Raw genomic sequence first — 21,581 nt, forward strand, 5'->3', positions numbered from 1 at the left:
GCTTATTTTTCCCAGAGCGCGAAGTCTGGGTTTTCCTTTTCATAAGCTAAGTGCGCGTCACTAATTTTTTCAACAAATTCGATGTGGAAAGGTTCATCTTTTAAAAGTTGGCGTACTTTTACTTCGCTTTCCGCTTCAACGTATAGTGATTGTGTTTTTTCACGTACGGGTGTTTCTGTGAGTGTTTCTTGATAAAATACTTTAAAAATCATGTTTTTCTCTCCTTAAAATTTAAGTTTTGTTTTTTAAAAATAGATTTTCAAGCTGAAAATCTAATATTTATTTAGTATTCATTGGCTTGCTTTCAGTTGTGGACTTAGTAGCAAGCGGATATGGGTGCACGAGACACTAACAATTCGGCATAAAAAAGACAAAGAAAAATTACCACAGACTAATGTATAAAAATAGCTGTGCACGTATGTTAAATTTCTTATCCGTTATAATTGCATACCTTTATTTTGGGAATTTGAAACAAATTTCCGAGTAAAAGATGTAATTATAAGTTTTTTTTCACGTTCCATTGTCGTCCTACAAATGTTCATCCGATCTATATCCTTCATTCTAATATACCATAAATCCAGATAATTGCTACTAGAAAGTATAATTAATTTTGTCAACCCTGTTATCATGAAGATTTTCTGCTATAATTTAAACATAATGATTTAAAAATGGATAGAGGATTGAGGCGTTTAATTGATGAGTAAAATTGTATTTTTTGATGTAGATGGCACACTTGTAGGAGAAACCAAAGAAATTCCAGCATCAGCAAAACAAGCGATTGCTAAATTAAAAGAAAATGGCGTTTATGTAGCGATTGCAACAGGACGTGGTCCATTTATGTTAGACGAAATTAGAAAAGAGTTAGATATTAATTCTTATATTTGCTATAACGGACAATATGTTATTTTTGAAGGCAAAGAAATATACGCTAAACCATTACCAACCGAGTCTTTAGAACGTTTAATCACGGTTGCATCGGAGCATGAGCATCCCATTGTTTTTTCAGGAAAAGATTCTATGCGTGCGAATTTGCCTGATCACGACCGGGTGACAATAGGTATGAATTCTATTAAAAGAGATTATCCCAAAGTGGATGCTAATTATTACAAAGGCAGAGATATCTATCAGTGTTTACTTTTCTGTGATGAGTCGTATGATGCTTATTACCGAGAAGAATTTAAGCAGTATGGTTTCTTGCGCTGGCATGATGTTTCCGTGGATGTTTGTCCAGCTGACGGTTCGAAGGCGGAAGGCATTAAACAAATGATCAAAAAACTTGGCTTCTCGATGGAAGATACTTACGCATTTGGCGATGGTTTGAACGATATTGCAATGCTTCAAGCTGTTGGAACAGGTGTAGCAATGGGCAATGGTCGTGATGAGGTAAAAGCAGTGGCGGATTATGTTACTAGCCATGTTGATGATGATGGGGTTTATAATGCTTTAAAACAGCTAAAATTAATTTGAATCAAAAGCGAGGCCACTATTTCAGCGTGGCCTCGCTTTTGGCTTTTACAGAAGTTTGTTCTAATTTTTGCTTAACGAATTTAAGTTGTGCGACGATTATAATACTAATAATAACAAGTAAATACCAACTCGTGATTTTTGAAACGTGCACTGGACGCCATGCAACCAGCTGGTCTGGATAAGACCAAGCTCCGTAAAAACTAGCAATGTTCTCCGCAAGATAAATGAAAAAGGCGATACATAAAAAGGAAAAAGATAAAGGCATTTTGAGTTGAGTCGAACTAACTTTGAAATAAACATATGTTTTTCGGAATAAAACGAGAACTAAAACAATCAAAATCCACCGAAAATCCATTATAAAATGATGCGTGAAAAAATTAGCGTAAATCGCTATGCAAAGGCTACTTACTAACCAAAAATTTGGCCAATTTGTCATTTTAAGATTAAATCTTTTCCAAGCCTGGCAAATATAACTCGCCACACTTGAATACATAAAACCGCTATAAAGAGGCACTCCGAAAAGTTTCATTAAACCATCTTCTGGATAACTCCATGACCCCATATGTACCTTATAGATTTCAAGTCCAAGTCCAATAAGATGGAAAACCATAATTACCTTAAGCTCATCCCATGTTTCTAGGCCAAATTTTATGAGTAGCATTTGCGTTACAAGACAAATAATCAAAAGTAAGTCATAGCGCGCAATAAAAGGAATATGAATCAGCTTTGTAAGAGCAAGCGATATAAAGATAATAGCGGGAAAAATACAACAAAGTGCTTGCTTCCAAGTAAACACCCAAAGTAAGCGAAAAAATTGCATAAAAAAACCTCTTCTCATGATTTTCTCTAGTTTACCAAAAAAAACTAAAGAAAAGGACAAGAAAAGGTTAAAAAAGTTCATTTTGATGATTGATATTTCTAAATGGGGAATCTTCTTCAAATACTAAAGGTTTGGTATGGAGTTTTTCGAATAAAGCTCTGACACGATGTTGCTCGTCTTGTAGTAAGTGATGTAGCGTTTCTCGTGAGTAGGGGATATTGGTAACCAAATAGTGATTTGCTTGCGCTGTTTTAGCAAAATGATTAGGATAATTAGCCAGCCGTCCAATTTCTTTTAAAGTCAAAAAAGGCATATCAACAGGAAGCACTAGGAAATTAGCTTTCTGATAAGCCGCTGCTTCTACCATCACCGCATAAATTCCTCCAAGTGGTCCAAATTCACTGAATGCGGTTTGATCTGGAATGATTTCAATGCTTGGTTCTGCATCGAAAAGGGCAACAAGTTTTGGATAATTTTCATGATTTGCCGATACAAATACCTTATCGCAAAGCGGCAGTAACTTACTAACCGTTAGCTCGACCCACGTTTTTCCAGTTGCCTCATCCTGAAAAAACGTTTTTGGTTCCCCGAAACGGCTAGATTTCCCACCAGCTAATACAATCCCTACATTACCTTTTTCGTTTTTCAAGACGTCCCTCTCGCATAACTAAAATTTCTTCGGTCATCATTTCTGCTTCTGAGGCATAATGCGTGACAAAAATAACTGGTATATGGAAATCTTTGGCCATCTGACCAACTAATTTCATGCAAATTAAACGTGTTTCTTCATCTAGCCCGTTAAAAGGTTCATCCAGTAAAAGTAATTTTGGCTCCGTAATCATTGCTCGAGCCATCGCAACACGTTGCTTCTCGCCACCAGATAATTTCTGAACGGAAGAATAAAGCAGGTGAGAAATTTGTAGATAATCACTCATTTTTCGTACTTGTTGCTGAATTTCCGCTTGTTCTTTTTTCTTCTTTTTCTGCACTTTTAAGCCAAAAGCGATATTTTCATATACATTCATATTTGGAAATAAAGCTAGATTTTGAAATAAATAACCTACTTTGCGCTCTGTCACAGGAAGATGTAACGAAATATTGGAATCATCCCACGGAGTCCCGTCAAATTCAATAATGCCGCCGTCAATACTTTTCAAGCCACTAACGCACTGAAATAGAGTTGACTTGCCTGAACCACTTGCGCCCATCATCGCGGTTACTGGCTTTTCAAACGTATAATCAATATTTAAATCATGAAAAGGAAGTTTTTTATGAAATTGTAATCGTAGCATAATTACATCCCCCTCGTTAAATTACTTTGGCGTACAGTTAAAACATGAATAACAAGTAAAGCAAATACACCGATAATGACATTAATTAACCCGAGATAAATCGCAGTTCGCATGTCTCCTTGTTGTACCATAAAATAAATGCTCGAGGCTATTGTATCGGTTTTTCCTTCTATGTATCCGGCCACCATCAAACTTGCGCCAAATTCACCCATCGCTCGACAAAAACTAAGCAGAACACCTGCTAAAATTGGTTGCCAGCAATTCGGTAAAATAATTTTTGTGAAAATCTGTTTTTTATTCGCTGAAAGAGTCTCTGCTGCCCATACAAGTTCGTGATCAATTGATAAAAATGCTGATTTCAAACCTTGATACATAATTGGTAAAATAATAATCGTCGTTGCAACGATAGCACCACTAAGGGAAAAAATAAAACTAAAATCAAAAGTATCCCAAAGCACACCGCCAATAAAATCATTGCGTCCAAGCACATTCAGTAACACTAAACCAACCACAGTTGGCGGTAAAACAAGCGGAAGTAAAATTAAAATCTCCACAAGTAACTGAAAACGTGATTTTCGACCAGCAAAATAATAACTCAGTGGTAACATCGTCATAAATGCGAGAAACGTAGAAATTGTGGCTACAAGTAATGTATGCCAAACAGATGTAAACATAAATCTCCTCCTGAATAACCCTCTAGTACTTCTATTATTATCGTTCTCTCTGGTATAAAATGTCAAACTTAAGTACAATGTAACTAAAATAAAAAAGGGGGATGAATGGTGAAAAAAATAACACTTATTATAAGTTGTGGATTATTATTACTTCTCGGAGCTTGCGGGGATACGCCTGAAAAAGCAAAAAAACAACTATACATATTTCAGTAGCAGCAAGTTTAAAAGATACGATAGATGACGTAAAGCCACTTTTTGAAAAAGCCAATCCAACGATTAAACTATCTTTTGATTTTGGTGGTTCTGGACAAATTCGCGAACGTGTTGAAAGCGGTGCACCAATTGATGGCGTCCTTTTAGCGAGTAAAAAAGATGCGGTTACACTAAGTAAGAAAAATTTAGCAGAAGACATGAAAGAATTTGCGGGAAATGAACTTGTTCTAATTACACCTAAAAACGTGAATCAAAAGTCAGAGCTAAACTTAGAACAATTACTAAATGACGCATCCAAAATCGCCATCGGAGACCCGGAATCAGTCCCAGCAGGCGTCTATGCCAAACAAACGCTCGAAAACTTAAATCTATATAATGCAGAAAAAGCAAAACTCGTTCTTGCAACCGATGTGCGTCAAGTCTTATCCTATGTGGAAGCCGGAAATGCAGATGCAGGCTTCGTTTACCAGACAGATGCTCTATTAAGCAAAAAAGTACAAGTGAAGGCAACAATTGATGAGAAACTCCATGATCCAATTGCTTACTATAGCGCACAAGTCAGTGACTCGGATAAAAAAGAAGAAACCGCAACATTCCTTGATTTTATGAATACATCAGAAGCGCAAAAAATACTGGAAAAATACGGATTCAAAGCAGCAAACTAAGGAGAAGTCGCTTTACTTTTTAAAACGGGAAAACTCCTGTATATTGGTACTAAAGAAAACGCATACATTATTTGTGGAAGGGAAGTGCGCCCAGATGATTGAAAAAAGAAATACCATTAGAATGGAACAAGCGAGAGAAGTATTATGTAACCAAATAACGCATCTTCCAGTAGAAAAGAAACATGTGATAGAGGCGTTAAATCAAGTATTACAAGAACCTATTTTCGCGCCGTTTCCTGCTCCATATTTTAGGCGTTCTGGTTATGATGGCTTTGCGATTACTGAGGCGGATGACGGGAATTATCCTATCACTTTGCGCGTTGTAGCAGAAGTTCCATGCGGGGAAACATACGATAAACCGCTAAATCCAGGTGAAACCGTCCGAATAATGACTGGGGCAAAAGTGCCAGATAATGCATCGAAAATTATTATGCTTGAACAATCAAGAGAAGCGGATAACGAGAATGAAATAGTACTTATAAATACACAAAAATCTAGTAACATTACAGAAATCGGTACGGAGTTTGCCAAAGGAGATTTGCTGTTAGATCGTGGACACATTTTAAATGCCGGTTCGATAAGTTTACTGTCATCCTTTGGGATTCAAGAAGTACAAGTCATCAGAAAGCCAAAAGTAGCTATTTTATCCACAGGTAGTGAACTTGTTCCTACTGGAAATTCGCTTCCAGATGGCAAAATTTTTAATAGTAATCAACCATTACTGGAAAATTTGCTAAAAGTACATCATGCCGAGATTTGCGCGGCCGAACAATTACCTGATAATTATGAGGACACGAAAAACCGTTTAGTAGAATTGACCAAGATAGCGGACTTAATAGTTACTACGGGAGGTGTTTCTGTAGGTGATTTTGACTACATGGCTGATATTGCAAAACAAGAAGCAGAATTACTTTTTAATAAAATTCAAATGCGACCAGGTAGCCCGACAACAGGGATGTGGTTGAACAAAACGCTTATCATCGCGCTTTCTGGCAATCCAGGGGCATGCTTTACAGGTTTTTACTTATTAGTAGAACCGGTATTAGCTACCTTAATGGGGAGAGATATAACCGCGACAACTCACGTTCGCGCCAAAATGGCGAGTGATTACACCAAAAATAATGGCTATGACCGTTTCTTACGGGGAACCTATCGTTTATCTGGGGAAGGGGAATATTTGGTGGAGCTGATAGGAAGCGATATGTCTAGTGCGCTAGGCAATCTTCACTTAACCACCTGTTTATTCAAAATCCCTCGCGGTCAAGTTGGAAAATTAAAAGGAGAAGAGGTCGAAGCATGGCTACTATCCTCCAAGTAATTGGGTTTAAAAATAGTGGGAAAACAACTTTACTAAATGCATTAATTCGCGCTAGTCGGAAGGAAAACTACACGGTTTCTGCTATCAAACATGATGCACATGACTTTTCTGTAGATCACGTGGGAACGGATTCTTACTCTTTTCAAGAAAGTGGTGCAGAAGCTGTTGTTATAACGAATTCGAGACAATATGCTGTGATGGAACAAACCGGTATCGATTTAAAGGCAGCCATCCAAAAACTACCAGAATCAGATATTGTTCTTATAGAAGGCTATAAAGCAGGACCATTTCCTAAAATCATTTTAATTCGCGAACAGGCGGAAATCGAGCTTTTAAAAAATAGTAAGGCAGTCCATAAAATCGCGACGCACAATCCAGCGTTAAAGGAAGATGCGATTTTTATTGGAGAGGAAAAAGCTTTAAACGCATTTGCAGAAACATTAATCAAGGAGTTTTTACAATGAAATATGTAGCCTTACAACATGAAACAATTGAAATTGGTCTGCTTTCTGAAAAACTAATTAATAAAAATCATGGTGGTATTAACTTGTTTGTTGGTACGATTCGAGAATGGACAGGAGATATTCAAACCGAAGAAATTCGTTATACATCCTACGAAGAAATGGCGCTCAAAGAACTAAACAAATTAGCTGCAGAAGTAGAAGCACAGTGGGGCGCAGATGTAGTCATCGTACACCGATTAGGACTCTTAGAAATAACTGATATAGCAGTGTTTATCGGCGTATCAACACCACACCGTGCTGCTTGCTTTGAGGGATCCAGATATATAATTGAACGATTAAAAGAACGGGTACCTATATGGAAAGAAGAAAAAGATGTCGATAAAATAAGGTGGGGTGGCATAAATGCTGACAACAATTAAATTTTTCGCTTTTTTAGCTGAAAAAACACATAAAACCGAAGTGAAATTGAACTTGCAGCAATGTCAAACAGTTGGCGAGGTTCGAGAAGTTATTAGTAGTGAATTTCCTGAAATAGCTGTGGATTTGGCAACCTGTATGCTAGCCGTGAACATGGAATTTCAGCAAGATCAAGATATTTTACCAAAAGAAATATCCGAAATAGCTGTAATTCCACCAGTAAGTGGTGGATAAGGAGGGAACCAGATGGAAAAAGATGTTTTGACGCATTTTAATGATGAAAAACGCGCAAAAATGGTGGATGTTACAAGCAAATCAGAAACAAAACGCCGTGCAATCGCTAGAGCTACGATACATATGAATGAAGAAACGTTAGCGCGTATCCATACTGGTAAAATTGCTAAAGGAGATGTTTTAGCTGTTGCACAAGTGGCAGGAATTATGGCAGCGAAAAGAACAAGCGAACTAATTCCAATGTGCCACCCTATTATGACAACGAAAGCTGATATTTCTTTTGAAGATGATGGTGAGACTGCGCTAACTATCACATCCGAAGTTGTAACTGTTGGAAAGACTGGCGTAGAAATGGAAGCACTGACAGCAGTTACTATTGCGGCATTAACAATTTATGATATGTGTAAAGCAATGGATAAAGGGATGCACATCGAAAAAACGTATTTAGTTGAAAAAACCGGCGGGAAAAGCGGGACATTTAAAGCAGAAGCGTAACTATTTTGTAGGATAGGAGTTTTGTTTTATGCAATTATTAAAGGATAAATTTGGGCGGGTACACGATTATATTCGTATTTCAGTAACAGATCGGTGTAATTTAAGGTGTGTGTATTGTATGCCCGAAGAAGGCCTGACATTTTTGCCCCATGAAAAAGTACTATCCAAAGATGAAATTGTCAGTTTTATGGAATTAATGGTGAAATTTGGTATAAAAAAAGTGCGCATCACCGGCGGAGAGCCATTACTCAGAACTGATATTGTGGAAATTGTTCGCGGACTTGGAGCAATCCCTGAAATAGAAGATATTTCGATTACAACAAATGCAATGTATTTGGCAAAAAAAGCAGAAGCGCTTAAGGAGGCTGGACTGACGCGTGTGAACATCAGCTTGGATTCCCTTCATGCAGACCGCTTTCAAGCAATTACTCGTGGTGGGCGTTTGCAAAAAGTCCTCGATGGTATTCAAAAAGCAGAAGAAGTGGGGTTATTTCCCATTAAGCTTAACGTCGTCCTAATTAAAGGGCAAAACGATGACGAAATAACCGATTTCCTTCGATTTACAAAAGATAAAGACATTAATATTCGCTTTATTGAATACATGCCAATTGGTCATGCTGGTACGAGTTGGAAAGAAAAGTATCTGCCGCTGGATACAATTTTTGAGGCTTGTAATGAAGCTGGTTATGAGTATGAACCAGTGGACTCAATTCGTGGAAATGGCCCCTCCGAAAATTTCCGTATTAAAGGAGCGAAAGGGACGTTTGGTGTGATTCACCCAGTTAGCGCTCATTTTTGTGATAGTTGCAACCGACTCAGACTTACCGCAGATGGTTATATTAAAGCGTGTTTATACTGGGATGAAGAAATGAATATTCGACCATTTATCCAAGACCCAGTCAAACTAATGCAACTTGTGCAAAAGGCAATTGATAACAAACCTGAAAATCACGAAATGGCATTGAAATTACAAGATGAAGTTCAATCTAATAAACCAACTTGGCGTCGTATGAGTCAAATTGGAGGATAAATAAAACATCCGGTCACATGTGTGACCGGATGTTTTATTTTTGTCGTTCTGCTATTAAATGGGGTAATTCAGGGACAATCAATTTTTGCATCGCGAGCTGACAGGCATTACTTGATCCAGGCAGCGCAAAAAGCAGTAAGCTGTTTTCTGAAAAGCCAGCGAACGCACGTGATACTATAGCACGACTGCCAACTTCTTCGTAACTGAGCATTCGAAAAATCTCCCCAAATCCGGGAATTTCTTGCTGAATAGTCGCAAATAAGGCTTCATAAGTGACATCGCGTCTAGCGATACCCGTACCACCATTTGTGATGAGGCAGAAAGAGCCATTAACAGCTAGCTCGTTTATTTTCTGTTTAATGAGCGAAACATCATCAGGAACGACAATCCGCGATATCACCTCATGCCCAGCGTTTTCTAAGGCAGATTGAATCAGTTGACCACTAGTATCCGTATCCAAATTTCTTGTGTCACTAATCGTCAAAATACTACAAGTCACCTTAATAAATGTCTTTTGTTCCATAACTGTCTCCTTTAGTTAAAAAATAAGTGATATGTTTTTTTTGCTTCTGTTATATTTTCTGTCCCATGAAGTAACACACGTCCATTTTTGAAAATAACAAATTGAAATTTTTCGTAATTAAAACTAAGTAAAGCGGGATTTTCTTTGTAAGTAATTTTCTGTTCTGCCAGTAGTTGTTTAATTTCGAGGTAATTGCTTTTATTAGGCAAGCGAAATTGTACTGTATCTCTTCCGCAAAGAGTAACCGTTTGTTCGGAAAAAGGAACTTCTGAAACCATTTTTCCAGTTGTGCAACCAGAGCAATCGGGGCGTTTCTTGACTTCAAGAGATCGGAAAGAAAAGTGCCAATTATCTAGTTGATAGTAGGTATTTGCTTTGAAATCAGGATTGATAATCATCTGTGTAATTAAGGAAACTTGCATGCCGGCGACGATTGGAATCAGCGCACCATCAACGCCAATAATATCGCAACTTGCTGCGTTGGTTTGGGGAATATCACCAAGTAAACAGTGTAAACAAGCAGAGTCAGGTGGAATAATTGGCATGAGATTCGCATAATTTCCAGCACACGAGGTGAAAATCCACGGAATTTGATGGGTGAAACAAAACTGATTTAAAAAGTCGCGCGTCATAAAATTATCGGTACAATCAAGTATGTAATCAATTGCTCCGGCATAAGGCGTTAAACTTGTCACGTTCGCATCATCAACTATATATTCAATTTCAATATCGCTATTAATTAATTGTAACGCTTTGGATGCCGCATACGCTTTTGCTTGTTTGTCTAACGCGTCTTGTTCTGTGAAAAGCGATTGGCGCTGTAGGTTACTTAGTTCCACATAGTCACGATCAATTAAAATTAACTTTCCAAAACCCATTCGTGCACAAATTTCTGCGGCATATGAGCCAATCGCACCAACGCCAACAATCAAAATTGTTTTTGTGAGTAATTTTTTTTGACCAACTTTTCCAATGTTTTTAACGCGCATCTGTCTATCATAACGTTCCAAGTTTCCACCTTCTTTCCAATCTTATTTTACCAGAAAAATACATAAAGCGCTTACTTATAGGGTTTTAATTTATTCTTGAAATCCTGATATGACCTCTTTATAATAAAAGAAAAAACTAGAGGTGCTAACTATGAAACAGCGCGTAGAAACAGAAAAATTTTATCCTGCTTATCCCATTTTTGTATTAACGTATTTGAATGAGACTGGAGAACCGCAAATGTCAACGGGGTCATCATCGTATACATTAGGAAACAGTATGGTTATTGGTGTGTCAGCAGAAAGTAATGCTAGCAAACACCTATATGCTGGCCAAAAATTTGCTGTAAATTTTCCGAACACTGAGCAATTAGGGTTAATTGAACAAGGGGGATTCTCGTCAGGAAAGCGTAACGATAAAATAAAAGTTCATCAAATCGAATTAACCAAAAGTGATAGTGGGGGAGTAGCCTACATTGATGCATGTCCGATTGTTTTCGAGTGCACCATATCGCAAACAATTTCAGATGTAGACTACCATACAATCTTTGCTAATATTGATACACGTTTATTTGAAAAAAATCTGGTGGATTCAGATGGTCATTTTATTCACGAAGAGCTTGATTTAGTTCTTTTCTCTGGCGATGCTAATGAGCGCAAATTCAGGAAACTGGATACAATAATAGAAACGGTTGGTGGCCATTCATAAAGATAAAAATCCCCGCAGGATATTGATTCCTGCGGGGATTTATTCATTTTAACCAAATACGTCCACATCGGGTGGCAAGTATGATGGATTTTCTTTATTAATATGATCATAAAACATAACACCATTCAAGTGATCAATTTCATGTTGCACAACAATTGCTGGGTAGCCTTTAAATCGTAGTTTAAGTGGAGTTCCATTTTCATCAAAGGCATCAATTGTTACCCGTTCGCTACGTACAACATAACCTGGCACTTCACGGTCAACAGAAAGGCAACCCTCTCCACCAGAAAGACATGCTTGTTGTACAGAATGGCTCCGAATTTTTGGATTATAAAGCACATAACTATAAAGACGATCTTTTTCATCGTGTACATGGATAGCTAAGAAACGTTTTGTAACAGCTAGTTGTGGAGCTGCAATTCCAACACCACCACGTAAACCGTATTTTTCTGCTAACTCTTCATCTTGACTATTAATTAGAAACTCGAGCATATCGTGCCCTAATTTTTTTTCTTCATCTGAAAGCGGGAAAGTCACTTCTGTTGCAACTTCTCTAAGTGCTGGATGACCTTCTCGTACAATATCGTCCATGTTAAGCATGATTTGATTCTCTCCTGTTCTTTAATAACTTATCTTTATTTTAACAAAAGAACGAAAAAAAAGGAATGAAAGATTACTTTCTCAGAAAAAACCATGTTTTCATAGGACTAAAGGCATATTTGTTAAAAATAGCAAAGTTTAAATAACGAACATTTACAAGATATAACAAAATATTGTTCGTATAAATGAAATGATAAAAAAATTTATTAGTTTGTGAATTCACAAACTATCTATATTTTATAAATCAAATGCTGGAATAGGTGTGATAATCCGAGAGTTGCAATATTATATAACAGTTTGCATCTGTTTTATCTTTTTTTAATACAGAACTGGAACGCGAATGATTTAAGTTATAATGCCATTGTAAGCGATAAAATAATTAGAGATTAACTTATTGACTTCATAATCTTGGTAGTGTAAATTAAGAGAGAAGATTAGTGTATTAATAAAATTCATGTTTTTAAGTAAAACAGAATTAACTTTTAACTAAAAGGAAAGTTCCTATTTTTTTATGAAAAATTGTGAGAGAATGAATATTTTTTCACAATCTCTTCTAAAACCCATGTTTTCAATGAGAATTTTGTGGTAATAACTGGAGAGGCTACGTAATTAGTTGATAGGAAATTAGAAAAAAGCTTCCGGAATCCGCTTCTTTCTCTAGAATAACTTTTCTTTTTACAACGCTATTATAATTAATACACAATCAGGATGGCAGTTTTAAAAGAATTCATTTAGATGGGTAAATGACCGGACGAGCGTTACATAAAACGCATACCTAACTAATGAAGAATTTGAAACTGTACAATGTGAATGACGAAAGGGTGGATACGAAATGGCTTCTAAAACAAAGAAGGCTATTATCGACGTAAAGAAACAATTTGAGGCTGTTCATAAACAATTTGAATTAGTTCAAATTCTGAATGAAAAAGGAGAAATCGTAAATCCAGATTTAATGCCGGATTTAACTGATGACGAGTTAGTAGAATTAATGACTCGCATGGTTTGGACTCGTGTACTTGACCAACGTTCTATTTCACTTAACCGTCAAGGACGTCTAGGTTTCTATGCTCCAACTGCTGGACAAGAAGCTTCCCAACTTGCAAGTCACTATGCACTTGAAAAACATGACTATATTCTTCCAGGTTACCGTGATGTGCCACAACTTATCTGGCACGGACTTCCACTTACAAAAGCGTTCTTGTTCTCTCGTGGACACTTTGTAGGTAATCAATTCCCTGAAGATTTAAATGTATTATCACCACAAATCATCATCGGTGCACAAATCGTGCAAGCTGCCGGTGTTGCTCTAGGTCTTAAAAAACGTAAAAAAGACGCTGTTGTAATCACTTATACAGGTGACGGTGGTTCTTCCCAAGGTGACTTCTATGAAGGAATGAACTTTGCGGGTGCTTACCATGCTCCAGCAATCTTCGTAGTACAAAATAACAAATTCGCGATTTCTACACCTCGTGAAAAACAATCAGCTGCTGAAACATTAGCTCAAAAAGCAGTTGCAGCCGGAATCCCAGGTGTACAAGTAGACGGAATGGATCCACTTGCAGTATATGCTGTAACGAAATTCGCTCGTGAACGTGCAGTTGCTGGTGAAGGCCCAACATTAATTGAAACGATGACTTACCGTTATGGTCCACATACACTTTCTGGTGATGATCCAACTCGTTACCGTACAAAAGAACTTGACGGAGAATGGGAACTTAAAGATCCAATCGTTCGCTTCCGTACTTTCTTAGAAGGTAAAGGCCTTTGGAACGAAGAAAAAGAAAATGCTGTTATCGATCAAGCAAAAGAAGAAATCAAAGTAGCAATTAAAGAAGCAGACGCTACACCAAAACAAACTGTAACTGATCTTCTTAAAAATATGTACGAAACACCAACTGCTCCTATCAAAGAGCAACTGGCAATCTATGAAGCGAAGGAGTCGAAATAATCATGGCGCAAAAAACAATGATTCAAGCGATTACAGATGCGCTTGCAGTAGAACTTGAAAAAGACGAAAACGTATTAGTTTTTGGGGAAGACGTTGGTAAAAATGGCGGCGTATTCCGTGCAACAGAAGGATTACAAGATAAATTTGGTGAAGATCGTGTATTCGATACTCCTCTAGCAGAATCTGGTATCGGTGGTCTTGCTATCGGTCTTGCACTTGAAGGTTTCCGTCCTGTTCCAGAAATTCAATTCTTCGGTTTCGTATTTGAAGTAATGGATTCCGTTGCTGGTCAAATGGCTCGTATGCGTTATCGTACAGGTGGAACTCGTACTGCTCCAATTACCATTCGCGCACCTTTTGGTGGTGGGGTTCATACTCCAGAAATGCACGCTGATAACTTAGAAGGATTAATGGCTCAATCACCTGGTTTAAAAGTGGTAATTCCATCCACTCCATATGATGCAAAAGGTCTTTTAATCTCAGCAATTCGTGATAACGATCCTGTTATTTTCTTAGAACATATGAAATTATACCGTTCTTTCCGTGAAGAAGTTCCAGAAGGCGAATACACAGTAGAAATTGGTAAAGCAGCTGTTCGTCGTGAAGGTACGGATGTTTCTATCATCACTTACGGTGCAATGGTACAAGAATCAATGAAAGCAGCAGAAGCTCTTGAAAAAGATGGTGTATCTGTAGAAGTTATCGATTTACGTACAATTAGCCCAATTGATGTGGAAACAATCATTGCTTCCGTTAAGAAAACAAACCGTGCTGTAGTAGTTCAAGAAGCACAAAAACAAGCAGGTATTGCTGCTAATGTCGTTGCAGAAATTAACGACCATGCAATCCTTTCTCTAGAAGCTCCAGTTATGCGTGTTGCTGCTCCAGATAGCGTATTCCCGTTCTCTCAAGCAGAAACAGTTTGGTTACCAAATCATAACGATATTATCGAACGTGTAAAAGAAGTTATTGCATTTTAATTCATAATGACCATTTTAAAACTTATGGGGAGTTTTAGAAGGGAAACGAAATATTTTTATACTAAGGTTCAGTTTATCTGAACCTTAGAAATTACAGGAGGCTTAATAAAATGGCATATTCATTTAAATTACCGGATATCGGTGAAGGTATCCATGAAGGTGAAATCGTTAAATGGTTTGTACAACCAGGCGATAAGATTGAAGAAGATGAGTCCCTATTTGAAGTGCAAAACGACAAATCAGTGGAAGAAATCACTTCTCCAGTTTCAGGAACAATTAAAGAAATCAAAGTTGCTGAAGGTACAGTTGCTACAGTTGGACAAGTATTAGTAACATTTGATGGCGTAGAAGGTCACGAAGACGACGCCGAAGAAGAAAGCGCAGCACCAAAAGCAGAATCCACAGAATCAACTCCAGCACCCGCACAAGCTAGCGGAAAAGGAATTTTTGAGTTTAAATTACCAGATATTGGTGAAGGAATTCATGAAGGCGAAATTGTTAAATGGTTTATTCAACCGGGCGATAAAGTAGAAGAAGATCAGTCCATTTTTGAAGTACAAAACGACAAATCTGTCGAAGAAATTACTTCTCCAGTAGATGGAACTGTTAAAGATATTTTAGTTAGTGAAGGTACAGTAGCAACAGTTGGTCAAGTACTAGTAACATTTGAAGGTGATTTTGAAGGAGAAGCAAGTCATGAATCTACACCAGAATCTCCAGCAGAAGACGCTGCACTTGCAAACAATGATGCAACTTCCGCTCCAGCTACAGGTGGAAACGGAACGCCATCATCTAAAAAAGATCCTAATGGTCTTGTAATTGCAATGCCTTCTGTACGTAAATATGCTCGTGAAAAAGGCGTTAATATTGCTGAAGTAGCAGGCTCTGGAAAAAATAACCGCGTAGTTAAAGCTGATATCGATGCTTTCCTAAACGGTGAACAACCAGCTACAGCAACAACAACTACTCAAACAGAAGAAAAAGCAACAGCACCAAAAGCAGAAAAAGCTACTGCAAAACAACCAGTTGCAAGCTCCGATGCTTACCCAGAAACACGCGAAAAATTAACACCAACTCGTCGTGCGATTGCAAAAGCAATGGTAAACTCGAAACATACAGCTCCACACGTTACTTTAATGGACGAAATCGAAGTAACTGCACTTATGGCTCACCGCAAACGTTTCAAAGAAGTGGCTGCCGAAAAAGGTATCAAACTTACTTTCTTACCTTATATGGTAAAAGCTCTTGTTGCAACGCTTCGTGACTTCCCAGTGCTTAACACAACTTTAGACGATGCGACAGAAGAACTTGTTTACAAACATTACTTCAACGTTGGTATCGCAGCAGATACAGATCACGGTTTATACGTGCCAGTAATTAAAAATGCTGATAAAAAATCCGTCTTCCAAATTTCTGATGAAATCAACGAACTAGCTGGAAAAGCACGTGATGGTAAATTAACAGCTGACGAAATGCGCCACGGTTCTGCAACTATTTCTAATATCGGTTCTGCCGGTGGACAATGGTTCACTCCAGTAATTAATTACCCAGAAGTTGCTATCCTAGGTGTAGGTCGTATTGCTCAAAAACCTATCGTAAAAGATGGCGAAATTGTAGCAGCACCAGTACTAGCTCTTTCCTTAAGCTTTGACCACCGTGTCATTGACGGCGCAACAGCTCAAAAAGCAATGAACAATATTAAACGTTTATTAAACGATCCAGAATTATTACTAATGGAGGTGTAACAAAATGGTAGTAGGCGATTTTCCAGAAGAAAGAGACACCATAGTCATCGGTGCAGGCCCAGGTGGGTATGTAGCCGCAATCCGAGCTGCACAACTCGGACAAAAAGTTACCATTATTGAAAAAGAATATTACGGCGGTGTGTGCTTAAACGTTGGATGTATTCCTTCTAAAGCACTTATCACAATCGGTCACCGTTTTAAAGAAGCTGGACACTCTGATAACATGGGTATTACAGCGGACAACGTGAACTTAGATTTCACAAAAGCACAAGAATGGAAAGGCGGCGTAGTTAACAAGCTTACATCAGGTGTTAAAGGCCTCCTTAAGAAAAATAAAGTAGAAATGTTAGAAGGAGAAGCGTTCTTCGTGGATGATCATTCCCTGCGTGTGATCCATCCTGACTCCGCTCAAACTTATACATTCAACAATGTCATCATTGCAACAGGATCTCGTCCAATCGAAATCCCAGGTTTCAAATATGGAAAACGTGTATTAAGCTCAACTGGTGCACTTGCACTAACAGAAGTTCCGAAAAAATTAGTCGTAATTGGCGGCGGTTATATCGGAACAGAATTAGGTGGAGCATTCGCTAACCTTGGTACAGAACTAACTATCCTTGAAGGTGGTCCAGAAATCTTACCAACATACGAAAAAGACATGGTTTCCCTAGTTAAACGTAATCTGAAAAGCAAAAACGTTGAAATGGTTACTAAAGCACTTGCAAAATCTGCTGAAGAAACTGAAAACGGCGTTAAAGTAACGTATGAAGCTAACGGTGAAACAAAAACTATCGAAGCTGATTATGTTTTAGTAACAGTAGGTCGTCGTCCTAATACAGACGAAATCGGTTTAGAACAAGCTGGCGTTAAAGTAACAGAACGCGGTTTAGTAGAAGTCGACAAACAAGGTCGCTCTAACGTTTCTAACATTTTCGCAATTGGTGACATCGTTCCTGGTGTTCCTCTAGCTCACAAAGCTAGCTATGAAGCAAAAATCGCTGCTGAAGCAATTGCTGGCGAAAAAGCAGAAAACGATTATACAGCACTTCCAGCTGTTGTTTTCAGTGACCCAGAACTTGCAACAGTTGGTTTAACAGAAAAAGAAGCAAAAGAAAAAGGCTTTGATGTAAAAGCTGCTAAATTCCCATTCGGCGGTAACGGTCGTGCGCTTTCTTTGGATGCACCTGAAGGATTTGTTCGTCTAGTTACTCGTAAAGAAGATGGCCTAGTTATCGGTGCACAAGTTGCCGGAATGAACGCTTCTGATATTATTTCAGAAATCGGCTTAGCAATCGAATCAGGTATTACAGCTGAAGACATCGCGCTTACTATCCATGCTCACCCATCCCTTGGAGAGCTTACAATGGAAGCAGCGGAACTTGCTTTAGGTCGTCCAATTCACATGTAATCAACTTAAAGCGGAGGTATCCTTTATGGGTATTTCCGCTTTTTATCTATATAAATAAGTGCGCGATTTCACAAAAACTCTTTTAGTTCATTTTTTGAAATATTTAAAGTATCCGTTTTAGAAAAAAAGGAGTATAATGTAACAAGTGAATGTAACAAGTCAAATCTAATTGAATCAGGTGAAAAAATGGAGAAACAAACAGCAACTTGGAAGAAAGCTCTATTTTGGTTTGCGTATGTAGTAGCAGGAATTTGTTTTTTATTAACGATTGCGGCCTTTATCGTAGGGTTTATTCATCATATGCATGATACGGGTGGATGGCGTTCCGTTATTCAAATTCTCGAAACCCCAATCACAGGCTTTATTAAAATGACTGGTGGCTATATCGGTAAAGGGATTTTAGAAGTAATTATTCTTATTATCGTTAGTTATGTACTACCAATCTTCTTCTGTTTTGCAACGCATTATTTAAAAGTGAAACGACGTGAAATGACTTGAAATAAGATTATTTTGTAAAAAGCAAAGCAAATAGCGATGCTTTTTATTTATGCGGTCAAGTTATTTTATTTTTGCCTCCTAAGCATGCTAAAATAATAATAAGAGACTTGATGAGGAGGAGACACATATGCCATCCAAGAAGAAAAAGATTGTCGTTATCGGCAGAAGTAATCTACAAAATCTCTACATTCATACAGTTCTTTTAAAAAAACTACCAGTCGAGATTTACTTAATAAATGAACAAGCTAAAACAAGCGAACAAGATTTCGACTACGCAAGTTATTACCACGCAGATGCAACTATTCACTCAGGAACATTTAATGAGTGCAGAAACGCTGATATAGTTGTCTTTTTTCAAGAAGAAATGTCAAATGAGTCTTTCTCAAATGAAGATAATTTAGCATTAATCAAAGAAAAAGTGAAAAAGATGATGGCGACTGGATTCCAAGGAATAGTGTTAGTGGCGACTGCCGAAAGCAATATTGTGGCCTCATTAATTAAACATTTTTCTGGCTTGCCGGCAAATCAAATTATCACACTTGGCACCATGCTAGCAACTTCTTATTTTCAAGTGGAAATTGCTAAGTTATTTAAAATCAGTCCTAAAAATGTGCATGGATATATTATTGGAGAAAGTGGTCAGGATGTCATTCCCGTTTGGAGTCGAGCCTACCTTGGTGGCAAACCGATTTTAAGTTATTTAGCCGAAGAACAAAAAAGAATCACATCTGATGATTTACAAAATTTAACAAACATGATTACAAAAATTCCTGATTTTCCTGTTGAAACTAAAGATGGCTGTACTTTCAGCTTTAGTACTGTAACTGTGCTCGCTGAATTAACAGAAGTCATTTTACGAGATGAAGCAAGGGTGCTTACAGTAGGTGCGGAAGTGAAGGAAGCATATGGCTTAGAAAGTCCGGTTTTCGTTAGCATACCAGCTGTTGTGGGCGCTGAGGGAGTAAGAGAATCACTTGCGTTAAATTTATCCGATGACGAACAGAAAGAATTAAAGCGAATTACAACAAAAACCACCGAGAAATTAGGGCTATTGCATAATAAGGGAGGAATTAGTTAATGGAATATAGTTATCCACTAAATCCAGACTGGACAACCGAAGAAATGACGATTGTTGTACAATTTTTAGAAGCTATCGAACGAGCATATGAAAAAGGCATTGATACACTTGAGCTCAAAGAAAAATACCGGGCATTTAAACAAGTAGTACCTGCAAAGGGTGAAGAAAAACGTATAGGTATAGACTTTGAAAAAGCAAGTGGATATTCAGCCTATAAAGTCATGCAACTCGTAAAAAACGCAACAACAAGCAAAATAAAAATGCAACCATAAATAAGAGGAGGAAATTTTTTCATGGATATTAGTCAAATTAAAGCAGAAGTAGTAACATCAGAAACAGGAATACACGTAGGTGAAAAGGGAGCTCCGGTTAAAGTAATGTCATTCATTAACTTACGTTGCCCATTTTGTCGTGAGTGGAATGAAAAATCTAAAGACGTTCTAACGGAATATATTCAAGCAGGAAAAATCGAATTAATTATTAAACCATTTGATAAAGAAAAAGAATCTTTACAACGTGGAAATGTGACGCATCGTTACTTGGATTATTCTAAACCAGAAAAAACACGTGAAACAATCAATAAAATCTATAGCACGCAAGATGAATGGGGTAGCCTTTCTCTTGATGAAGTAGCTACTTATATGGAATCCAAATTAGGCTTAACAGAGCAAGACAATAAAGCTGCATCAGAAAAAATCGTCACTGAAGCAAACGCTGCAAATGTCGTTTTTGTACCGACTGTTATTGTGGGTGAACATATTTTTGATGAGCATATTAGTCCGGAAGAATTACGTGACTTACTTGATGGCGAATTAGCTAAATAAAAAAAACGAATGTATTGCCTATAAATTTAGACAATACATTCGTTTTTTATTTTAAAAGAATTTCCTCCGCCAGAATACAATCGCAAGCGCTCCGGCAATTCCAAAAGCAAAACCAAGCGTTAATATCCAAGCTAAAGGTGTTTCCATAAACGGTAATTTTACGTTCATTCCATAAAAACTAAAAACCATCGTTGGAATCGTCAAGATGATGGTAAAAGAAGTAAGAAATTTCATCACGATATTCATATTGTTCGAGATAATTGAAGCATAGGCATCCATCATCCCGCTCAAAATATTCGAGTGGACTTCCGCCATTTCAATACCTTGGCGATTTTCAATAATAACATCTTCTAATAAGTCTTGATCTTCCTCGTACATTTTAACGATATTTTGGCGCATCATTTTATCAAGTACGACTTTATTCGATTTAAGGGCAGTGACAAAGTAAACTAAACTTTTTTCAATTCCCATTAAATCATAAAGCTGTTTATTTTTCATGGATTCATGTAGCTCTTTTTCGATTTCATCTGTTTGACGATTCAAGCGTTTTAAGTGACGCAAGAAAGTAGTAGAAATCATATATAAAATTTGTAAGGCAAATCGTGTTTTCATGTGCGTATAAAAGCCTTTAATACGGTTTCTAATAAAGGATTGTACAATAGAAGAATCAATCGTACAAATCGTAATAAAGTAGTCTTTTGTAATAATAATCCCCATCGGAATAGTTTCAAATGAAGCGTAATGAATATCATCTTCATCGACTACCGGAAAGTCACACACGATTAAAACAGAATCCGAGTCGTCATCGCGTTCAATCCGGGCACTTTCATCTTTATCTAGTGGGTCTTCTAAGAACTCAAGTGGAATTTCATAGTTATCGGCGATTTTATTAATTTCTTCAGAAGTAGGGGCAACGATATTAATCCAACAATTGCGTGTTACTTCTTCTAATTCAATTAACTTGCCGTTTTCATCTGATTTGAAAATTTGATGCATGCTTTTTACCTCCTTTTTTAACAGGTAAATTTCACGCGGCTAGAGTATCGTTCCCGTGAAAAATCACCTGTATGAATACTTCGATGTGGACCAGGGTCACTTGCTGTTTGCTGCTCCTTTTTCACGTTCCTCAACTCCTTCAAACCATAGTAATTCACAACTCTACCATTATACCTAGATTATAGTCATTTGTACAT

General features: G+C 37.5%; 25 protein-coding genes and 1 pseudogene. 17 read left to right on the top strand and 9 right to left on the bottom strand.

Annotated elements, in window-relative coordinates:
* Positions 1-2 precede the first annotated feature (2 nt).
* Positions 3-212, bottom strand: coding sequence for a DNA-dependent RNA polymerase subunit epsilon (locus HCB38_RS04095; protein ID WP_003722652.1), 210 nt, complete (start codon positions 210-212; stop codon positions 3-5).
* Positions 213-696: 484 nt separating this feature from the next.
* Between HCB38_RS04095 and HCB38_RS04100 the strand changes: the two genes are divergently transcribed.
* Positions 697-1,467: a Cof-type HAD-IIB family hydrolase gene (locus tag HCB38_RS04100; protein WP_185318435.1), complete on the top strand. Its 771-nt coding sequence runs from the start codon at positions 697-699 to the stop codon at positions 1,465-1,467.
* Positions 1,468-1,483: 16 nt separating this feature from the next.
* Here the strand turns inward: HCB38_RS04100 and HCB38_RS04105 are convergent, their stop codons facing one another.
* The 4 genes from HCB38_RS04105 to HCB38_RS04120 form a co-directional block, all read right to left on the bottom strand.
* Positions 1,484-2,287, bottom strand: coding sequence for a DUF817 domain-containing protein (locus tag HCB38_RS04105; protein WP_185637617.1), 804 nt, complete (start codon positions 2,285-2,287; stop codon positions 1,484-1,486).
* A gap of 67 nt (positions 2,288-2,354) precedes the next feature.
* A complete protein-coding gene (locus tag HCB38_RS04110; RefSeq protein ID WP_185637619.1) occupies positions 2,355-2,936 on the bottom strand; it encodes a molybdenum cofactor guanylyltransferase in 582 nt (193 codons plus the stop codon).
* Positions 2,917-3,579: an ATP-binding cassette domain-containing protein gene (locus HCB38_RS04115; RefSeq protein WP_185637621.1), complete on the bottom strand. Its 663-nt coding sequence runs from the start codon at positions 3,577-3,579 to the stop codon at positions 2,917-2,919. The genes HCB38_RS04110 and HCB38_RS04115 overlap by 20 nt, the downstream gene beginning before the upstream one ends.
* Before the next feature lie 2 nt (positions 3,580-3,581).
* Complete coding sequence (locus HCB38_RS04120; RefSeq protein ID WP_003761575.1) at positions 3,582-4,253, bottom strand: molybdate ABC transporter permease subunit; 672 nt, start codon at positions 4,251-4,253, stop codon at positions 3,582-3,584.
* A 108-nt stretch (positions 4,254-4,361) separates the two neighbouring features.
* Here HCB38_RS04120 and modA point away from each other — a divergent pair.
* The 7 genes and pseudogenes from modA to moaA all read left to right on the top strand — a co-directional run bounded on the left by modA (position 4,362) and on the right by moaA (position 9,089).
* A pseudogene (gene modA / locus HCB38_RS04125) lies at positions 4,362-5,131 on the top strand (molybdate ABC transporter substrate-binding protein).
* Between the two features lie 94 nt (positions 5,132-5,225).
* The gene (locus HCB38_RS04130; RefSeq protein ID WP_185637623.1) at positions 5,226-6,449 is read left to right on the top strand and encodes a molybdopterin molybdotransferase MoeA; all 1,224 of its coding nucleotides are present in this window, start codon (positions 5,226-5,228) and stop codon (positions 6,447-6,449) included.
* Positions 6,428-6,913: a molybdopterin-guanine dinucleotide biosynthesis protein B gene (gene mobB, locus HCB38_RS04135; RefSeq protein ID WP_185637625.1), complete on the top strand. Its 486-nt coding sequence runs from the start codon at positions 6,428-6,430 to the stop codon at positions 6,911-6,913. Before HCB38_RS04130 ends, mobB begins: the two co-directional genes overlap by 22 nt.
* On the top strand, positions 6,910-7,332 hold the full coding sequence (locus HCB38_RS04140; RefSeq protein WP_185318442.1) for a molybdenum cofactor biosynthesis protein MoaE: 423 nt from the start codon (positions 6,910-6,912) through the stop codon (positions 7,330-7,332). Before mobB ends, HCB38_RS04140 begins: the two co-directional genes overlap by 4 nt.
* A complete protein-coding gene (moaD, locus tag HCB38_RS04145; protein ID WP_185318443.1) occupies positions 7,316-7,564 on the top strand; it encodes a molybdopterin converting factor subunit 1 in 249 nt (82 codons plus the stop codon). Before HCB38_RS04140 ends, moaD begins: the two co-directional genes overlap by 17 nt.
* Before the next feature lie 12 nt (positions 7,565-7,576).
* Entirely contained in the window at positions 7,577-8,059 is a 483-nt protein-coding gene (gene moaC / locus HCB38_RS04150) for a cyclic pyranopterin monophosphate synthase MoaC (RefSeq protein WP_185637627.1), read from the top strand.
* A gap of 28 nt (positions 8,060-8,087) precedes the next feature.
* On the top strand, positions 8,088-9,089 hold the full coding sequence (gene moaA, locus HCB38_RS04155; protein WP_185318445.1) for a GTP 3',8-cyclase MoaA: 1,002 nt from the start codon (positions 8,088-8,090) through the stop codon (positions 9,087-9,089).
* A gap of 34 nt (positions 9,090-9,123) precedes the next feature.
* Here moaA and HCB38_RS04160 read toward each other — a convergent pair whose 3' ends face one another.
* Both HCB38_RS04160 and HCB38_RS04165 read right to left on the bottom strand, forming a co-directional pair.
* Entirely contained in the window at positions 9,124-9,612 is a 489-nt protein-coding gene (locus HCB38_RS04160; RefSeq protein WP_185637629.1) for a MogA/MoaB family molybdenum cofactor biosynthesis protein, read from the bottom strand.
* Positions 9,613-9,623: 11 nt separating this feature from the next.
* Entirely contained in the window at positions 9,624-10,622 is a 999-nt protein-coding gene (locus tag HCB38_RS04165; RefSeq protein ID WP_185637630.1) for a ThiF family adenylyltransferase, read from the bottom strand.
* A gap of 130 nt (positions 10,623-10,752) precedes the next feature.
* On the opposite strand from HCB38_RS04165, the gene HCB38_RS04170 reads away from it, so the two are divergent.
* Complete coding sequence (locus HCB38_RS04170) at positions 10,753-11,307, top strand: flavin reductase family protein (protein WP_185318448.1); 555 nt, start codon at positions 10,753-10,755, stop codon at positions 11,305-11,307.
* Positions 11,308-11,355: 48 nt separating this feature from the next.
* Here the strand turns inward: HCB38_RS04170 and def are convergent, their stop codons facing one another.
* A complete protein-coding gene (def, locus tag HCB38_RS04175) occupies positions 11,356-11,907 on the bottom strand; it encodes a peptide deformylase (protein WP_185318449.1) in 552 nt (183 codons plus the stop codon).
* A gap of 832 nt (positions 11,908-12,739) precedes the next feature.
* Between def and pdhA the strand changes: the two genes are divergently transcribed.
* The 8 genes from pdhA to HCB38_RS04215 all read left to right on the top strand — a co-directional run bounded on the left by pdhA (position 12,740) and on the right by HCB38_RS04215 (position 20,388).
* On the top strand, positions 12,740-13,855 hold the full coding sequence (pdhA, locus tag HCB38_RS04180; protein ID WP_003727023.1) for a pyruvate dehydrogenase (acetyl-transferring) E1 component subunit alpha: 1,116 nt from the start codon (positions 12,740-12,742) through the stop codon (positions 13,853-13,855).
* 2 nt (positions 13,856-13,857) lie between these two features.
* Positions 13,858-14,835 (top strand): alpha-ketoacid dehydrogenase subunit beta, encoded by a 978-nt coding sequence (locus HCB38_RS04185; RefSeq protein WP_185318450.1) that lies wholly within the window; start codon positions 13,858-13,860, stop codon positions 14,833-14,835.
* Between the two features lie 110 nt (positions 14,836-14,945).
* Positions 14,946-16,580: a dihydrolipoyllysine-residue acetyltransferase gene (locus tag HCB38_RS04190; RefSeq protein ID WP_185318451.1), complete on the top strand. Its 1,635-nt coding sequence runs from the start codon at positions 14,946-14,948 to the stop codon at positions 16,578-16,580.
* Positions 16,581-16,584: 4 nt separating this feature from the next.
* Positions 16,585-17,988, top strand: coding sequence for a dihydrolipoyl dehydrogenase (gene lpdA / locus HCB38_RS04195; RefSeq protein WP_003727021.1), 1,404 nt, complete (start codon positions 16,585-16,587; stop codon positions 17,986-17,988).
* Positions 17,989-18,174: 186 nt separating this feature from the next.
* A complete protein-coding gene (locus HCB38_RS04200) occupies positions 18,175-18,486 on the top strand; it encodes a hypothetical protein (RefSeq protein ID WP_185318452.1) in 312 nt (103 codons plus the stop codon).
* 127 nt (positions 18,487-18,613) lie between these two features.
* Complete coding sequence (locus HCB38_RS04205; RefSeq protein WP_185637631.1) at positions 18,614-19,564, top strand: Rossmann-fold NAD(P)-binding domain-containing protein; 951 nt, start codon at positions 18,614-18,616, stop codon at positions 19,562-19,564.
* On the top strand, positions 19,564-19,836 hold the full coding sequence (locus HCB38_RS04210) for a UPF0223 family protein (protein ID WP_003722685.1): 273 nt from the start codon (positions 19,564-19,566) through the stop codon (positions 19,834-19,836). The genes HCB38_RS04205 and HCB38_RS04210 overlap by 1 nt, the downstream gene beginning before the upstream one ends.
* Before the next feature lie 21 nt (positions 19,837-19,857).
* Positions 19,858-20,388 (top strand): DsbA family protein, encoded by a 531-nt coding sequence (locus HCB38_RS04215; protein ID WP_185637633.1) that lies wholly within the window; start codon positions 19,858-19,860, stop codon positions 20,386-20,388.
* A 51-nt stretch (positions 20,389-20,439) separates the two neighbouring features.
* On the opposite strand, the gene HCB38_RS04220 is transcribed toward HCB38_RS04215, so the two are convergent.
* Positions 20,440-21,384 carry a magnesium transporter CorA family protein gene (locus HCB38_RS04220; RefSeq protein WP_003736222.1) on the bottom strand — a complete coding sequence of 315 codons (945 nt, stop codon included), beginning with the start codon at positions 21,382-21,384 and terminating at the stop codon, positions 20,440-20,442.
* Positions 21,385-21,581: the final 197 nt, after the last annotated feature.

The sequence above is a fragment of the Listeria farberi genome, from assembly GCF_014229295.1.
Taxonomy (GTDB): domain Bacteria; phylum Bacillota; class Bacilli; order Lactobacillales; family Listeriaceae; genus Listeria; species Listeria farberi.